Annotated in this window: 5 protein-coding genes and 1 pseudogene; 3 read left to right on the top strand and 3 right to left on the bottom strand. The window is 73.9% G+C overall.

Annotated elements, in window-relative coordinates:
* A partial coding sequence (locus JNW98_RS34790; protein WP_223772273.1) for a vWA domain-containing protein occupies nt 1-1,257 on the top strand: 1,257 nt, incomplete at its 5' end.
* A gap of 23 nt (nt 1,258-1,280) precedes the next feature.
* Nucleotides 1,281-2,141, top strand: a complete 861-nt coding sequence (locus JNW98_RS34785) for an endo alpha-1,4 polygalactosaminidase (protein WP_223772272.1) — start codon at nt 1,281-1,283, stop codon at nt 2,139-2,141.
* A 320-nt stretch (nt 2,142-2,461) separates the two neighbouring features.
* On the opposite strand, the gene JNW98_RS34780 is transcribed toward JNW98_RS34785, so the two are convergent.
* Nucleotides 2,462-2,965, bottom strand: coding sequence for a metallophosphoesterase family protein (locus JNW98_RS34780; RefSeq protein ID WP_223772271.1), 504 nt, complete (start codon nt 2,963-2,965; stop codon nt 2,462-2,464).
* A gap of 126 nt (nt 2,966-3,091) precedes the next feature.
* Here JNW98_RS34780 and JNW98_RS34775 point away from each other — a divergent pair, with 126 nt between their 5' ends.
* Nucleotides 3,092-3,337 (top strand): DUF6332 family protein, encoded by a 246-nt coding sequence (locus tag JNW98_RS34775; protein ID WP_223772270.1) that lies wholly within the window; start codon nt 3,092-3,094, stop codon nt 3,335-3,337.
* 29 nt (nt 3,338-3,366) lie between these two features.
* On the opposite strand, the gene JNW98_RS34770 is transcribed toward JNW98_RS34775, so the two are convergent.
* Together JNW98_RS34770 and JNW98_RS34765 are read right to left on the bottom strand one after the other, a co-directional pair.
* Nucleotides 3,367-4,284: a glycoside hydrolase family 19 protein gene (locus tag JNW98_RS34770; protein WP_223772269.1), complete on the bottom strand. Its 918-nt coding sequence runs from the start codon at nt 4,282-4,284 to the stop codon at nt 3,367-3,369.
* Nucleotides 4,285-4,648: 364 nt separating this feature from the next.
* Nucleotides 4,649-4,892 (bottom strand): annotated as a pseudogene (locus JNW98_RS34765) (lanthionine synthetase C family protein); the annotation flags it as partial.

The following is a 4,892-nucleotide window of genomic DNA, read 5'->3' as shown; positions in this document are numbered from 1 at the left end:
GCCCCCGCCGCCCCCGCCCCCGCCGCCGACGACGCGCTCGACGCCGAGAAGCTCTTCGCCGCCCGGCTGCACGCCGTCCGCGTGCGGCCCTACCTGGCGACGGCCCTCTTCGCGCTGCACACGGTGGCCTCGTGGCGGGTGCCGACGATGGCGGTCGACCGGTACTGGCGGTGCTACGTCTCGCCCGCGTTCGTGGCCCGGACGCCGGTGGAGGAACTGGCCGGCGTCTGGGTGCACGAGGTGGCGCACCTGCTGCGCGACCACCACGGGCGCGGCGACCGGGTCGCCCGGGAACGCGGTCTGACCGGCCGCGCCGACCGGTTGCGGATGAACATCGCCGCGGACTGCGAGATCAACGACGACGTGTTCGGCGACGGTCTGGTCCGGCCGGAAGGCGCCGTCGTCCCGGCGGCCCTGGGGCTGCCCGAGGGCGAGCTCATGGAGGACTACCTGCGCCTCTTCCGCCTCGGCCCGCACACCCGCGACCTGGCCTGGCTCGACTGCGGCAGCGGTGCCGACGGGCTGGAACGCGACTGGGAGTCGGGGCCGGAGGGCGCACACGCCTTGAGCGAGCACGAGCGGGACGCGGTCCGGCTCCGGGTGGCCCAGGGGATCACCGCCCGCCCGGGTGACACCCCGCGGAGCTGGCGCCGGTGGGCCGAGGAGGTGTGCCATCCGCCGCAGCCCTGGCGGGAGTTGCTCGGCGCGGCCGTCCGGTCGGCCGCCGCCGGCAGCGGCGCGGGGGAGGACTACTCCTACGGCCGGCCGGCACGCCGCTCGGCCGCGCTGCCCGGCGCGGTGCTGCCGAGCCTGCGGCGCAGACCGCCCCGGGTGACGGTGATCATCGACACCTCGGGTTCCGTCAGCGACGCCGAACTGGGCAGCGCCCTCCTCGAAGTGACCGCGATCTCCCAAGCCGTCGGGGGCCGCCGCGACCTGGTCACCGTCCTGCCCTGCGACGCGGCGGCGCAGGGGGTGCACGCCCTGTGCCGCGCCGAGGCGATCCCGCTGACGGGCGGCGGCGGCACCGACCTCCGCACGGGCTTCGCCCGGGCCCTCCGGGCGGCGCACCGCCCCGACGTGATCGTCGCCCTGACGGACGGCCAGACGCCCTGGCCGGACACCCGGCCGCCGTGCCGGACGGTGGTCGGCCTGTTCCGGCGGCCGGACGCGGGCCGGTCGTGGGACGAGGGCGATCCCGAGTACGTCCCGGACGCGCCGCCAGCCTGGGCGCGGGTGGTGGAGATCGGGTCCTGACGGCCGGAACGTAAGGTTGCTCCGTGACGATTCTCCGCTCCCGCGCCGCGCTCGCCGTCATGGCCCTGTCCACGGTCCTCGCCACGGCTTGTTCCGCCTCCGGATCGCACGAGGACGCCGCTCCTCGGAAGTCCGGGCACGCCGACGCCCCGGAGAAGGTGTGGATACCCGACGCGAACACCGCCTTCGACTACCAACTCGGCGGCGCCTACCCGCCGCCCGAAGGAGTCCGCGCCGTCTCCCGCGACCGCACGGCCAAGCCCGTCGACGACGACGAGGTGTACAACATCTGCTACGTCAACGCCTTCCAGACGCAGCCGGGCGACGCCGTCGACTGGTGGAAGAAGCGCCACCCGGACCTGCTCCTGAAGAACGGCGACGGCGGCCTGATCATCGACGAGGACTGGGACGAGCCCCTGCTGGACATCTCCACTCCGGCCAAGCGCGACGCCCTGATGAAGATCGTCGGCCCCTGGATCGACGGCTGCGCCGACGCCGGGTTCGACGCCGTGGAACCGGACAACCTCGACTCCTACGAGCGCTCCGACGGGAAGCTCACCCGGGAGCACGCGGCCGCCTTCGCCCGCCTCCTGGCCGCCCGCGCCCACCGGAACCACCTGGCCATCGCCCAGAAGAACACCGCCGACCTGCTGCCCCAGCACGCCCGCATCGGCTTCGACTTCGCCGTCGTCGAGGAGTGCGGCCGCTACAAGGAGTGCCCCGCGTACGGTGACGCCTACCAGGGCCGGATCTTCGACATCGAGTACGGGAAGAAGGACTTCACCACCGCCTGCCGCTCCTGGGGCGGGAAGCTGTCCATCACCCTCCGCGACCACGACGTCCGGCCCGCCGGGTCCAAGGGGTACGTCCGCGAGTCCTGCTGAGGCCGCCCGAGGTGCCGGGCGCACCGACTCTCGACTCCCGGGCCGGGGCCGGAACCCGCCGGGTCGGGCGGGCCGGACGGTTCGGTCCGCTTGGACGGGTCGGGCGGTTCGGGCGGGGACTTGGTCATCGCCGTGCTTTCCCGAGCGAGGGGCGAACACGTTCCGGACACCGCCGCGTCCGGGCCGAGCCCGCTGAGGACGGCCCGGCGGCGCGCGACCGGCGCACCGGGCATCATCCCGCCGGGCGGGGGACACGAGCCACCGGTTTACGGAGCGGGCCCGGCGCGCGACGCGTCACATCGTCACGTCAGGTACATCCGTCACGTCCGGCGCGGGAGCGTGTGCAGCCGTACGTCGGTGAGGCGGCCCTCGGTGGCGGTCGCCGTCATGTAGGTGCAGTGCGGCCGGCGGCGGCGGTCCGTGGGGGAGCCGGGGTTGAGGAGGCGCAGCCGGTCGGCGGCCGTGGAGTCCCAGGGGATGTGGCTGTGGCCGAAGACGAGCACGTCGAGGTCGGGGAAGCGCTCCGCGCAGCGCCGTTCGCGGCCCTGCGCCGCGCCGGTCTCGTGGACGACGCCCAAGCGCAGGCCGCCGAGCTCCGCGTAGGCCACCTCCGGCAGCCGGGAGCGCAGTTCGGGACCGTCGTTGTTGCCGTACACGGCGACCAGCCGACGCGACCGCGCCTCCAGCAGGTCCAGCGTCGCGGCGTCCACCCAGTCGCCCGCGTGGATCACCACGTCGGCCCGCGGTACCAGGTCGAGGAGTTCGGGCGGCAGGGCCTTGGCACGTTTCGGCAGGTGGGTGTCGGACATCAGCAGCAGTTCCACCCGGCCGACGGTAGCCCGGCCGGCCCTCCGGTGCCGGGCCCGGCGCGCCAGGCGGCGGTCCCGGTGCGGCGGGAACGCGGCCGTGACCGCCCGTATCCCGGCCGGAGATGAGAGGCTGGGCGGATGATGGGGAGTGGGACACGCGGTCAGGCGCAGCGGGACGCCGTCACGGTCGAGATCGGGTACGCGCTGTTCAGCGCGTGCTTTGTGGGGTTCGTGGTGTTCGCGGCGGTGGCCGGGCCGGTTCTGGTGTGGGATCTGCCGACCGGCTTCGGGAAGGCGCTGGTGTGGGCCGGGACGGCCCTCGGGGTCGCTCTCGGCGTGGTGCGCGTCGTCCATGTGCTGCGGCGGTTCGCCCGCGGGGACGGCTGACCGCGCGGTCAGCCGTCGGGACCGTCGGCTCAGCAGTACAGGTCGCCGCCCGGCGCGACGCCGAGGATCTGGGCGAACTTCCGGTAGCTGTCCACCCGGTGCTGCACCTGCGCGGGGTTCCGGCCGTCGCACTCGACGGCGCCGTTGATGCTGCGGATCGTCTGGCCGAAGCCGCGGCCGTTGACCATGGCGTCGTGCGGCGTCATGCTGCCCGGGCCGCGCTGGGTGTTCCAGTACCAGAGCGCGGTCTTCCAGGCGACGGACGCGTCGTTCTGCACCAGCCACGGGTTCTTCAGCAGGTCCAGGCCGAGCGCGTCGCCGGCCGCCTTGTAGTTGAAGTTCCAGCTGATCTGGAGGGGCCCGCGTCCGTAGTAGGCGGCCTGCCCGGCCGGACAGCCGTAAGGCTGGTTCCGGTCGCAGTACGTGGGGTAGTTGGCGGTGTTCTGCTCCACGATGTGCACCAGGCCGCCGGTCTCGTGGTCGACGTTGGCGAGGAAGGCCGCGGCCTCCTGCCGGCGGACCGTGTCGCTGCCCGTGTTGGCGAAGCCCGGGTACGCCTTCAGGGCCGCGACCAGGCCGCTGTACGTGTAGAAACCGTTCCGGTTCGGGAACATCTGCCGGAACTGGGCCTCGCTGACGACGAATCCGCCGGGCTGGGGGTTGCCGGAGCAGGTGTACGGGTCCCAGTACCAGGTGCTGATCAGCGGGTCGTACCCCGGGTTGTCATGCTCCGCGACGTAGTACTTGCCGTCCGTGTACCGGACGACCGTTCCGGCGGGGTACCACGTGCCCGCCTTCCAGGCGGGCGCGTTGTCGCAGGTGCCGACGGTACGCGCGGTGGGCGCCGCGGGCGTGGCGGACGCGGCGGACGCTGTGGGGCCGAGGGCGGCCAGGCCCGTCACGGCGACGACGGCCGTCAGCAGCGAGGCCAAGCGCTGGTGTCTCACGAGAACTCCTGGGGTCGGAGGGGTGGATGGCCGGAGGTGGCGGGGACCCATGGAGTGGGTGGCCGGCGCGCCGCCCCCGGAAGCCGCCGGGGGAGGGGGCCTTGGGACACGGAAACGGCGTCACACGCGTGTGTTCTCGCCCCACCACACGACCGGCTGCTCGCATCGGGCAGTGAACAGCCTTCGTTGAAAACTTGTCAACGCATCTCGGTATCGGGTCGCGAAATCAGGCCACAACGGAAACCGGCAGCACTATCGGGCGGAGAGCGCGTCACCGTCCCATTCCCGCCCTTCGGTCACGCCAGCAGCAGGACCCGGTCCCACCCCGGTTCGACGTCCGTGGCGGCGCCCAGGAGCGCGAGCGTCACCCCGGCGGCGCCGTCGAGGAAGCCGGGGCCGCCGCCGGGCGGGAACGGGCCGGCCGCCAGGCGGGCGGCGGCGCAGGCGAGTTCGCCGTCGCCCGTGTCGTGGCGAGGCGGGAGGTGATGTGGAGGAGCCCCGCCAGACCGTGGCAGAGGCCGGGGTCGCCGTCGACGCGCCGCCGTTCGGGCGGGCGCCGGTGGACGGCCCGCAGCGCCCGGACCGCGAGGTCGCGCGGCGCGTCGTCG

Source organism: Streptomyces huiliensis, assembly GCF_020037025.1.
GTDB classification, from domain to species: Bacteria; Actinomycetota; Actinomycetes; order Streptomycetales; family Streptomycetaceae; genus Streptomyces; species Streptomyces huiliensis.
Note: the sequence above shows the minus strand (reverse complement) of the source record. Positions and strands in the feature narration are given on the sequence as shown.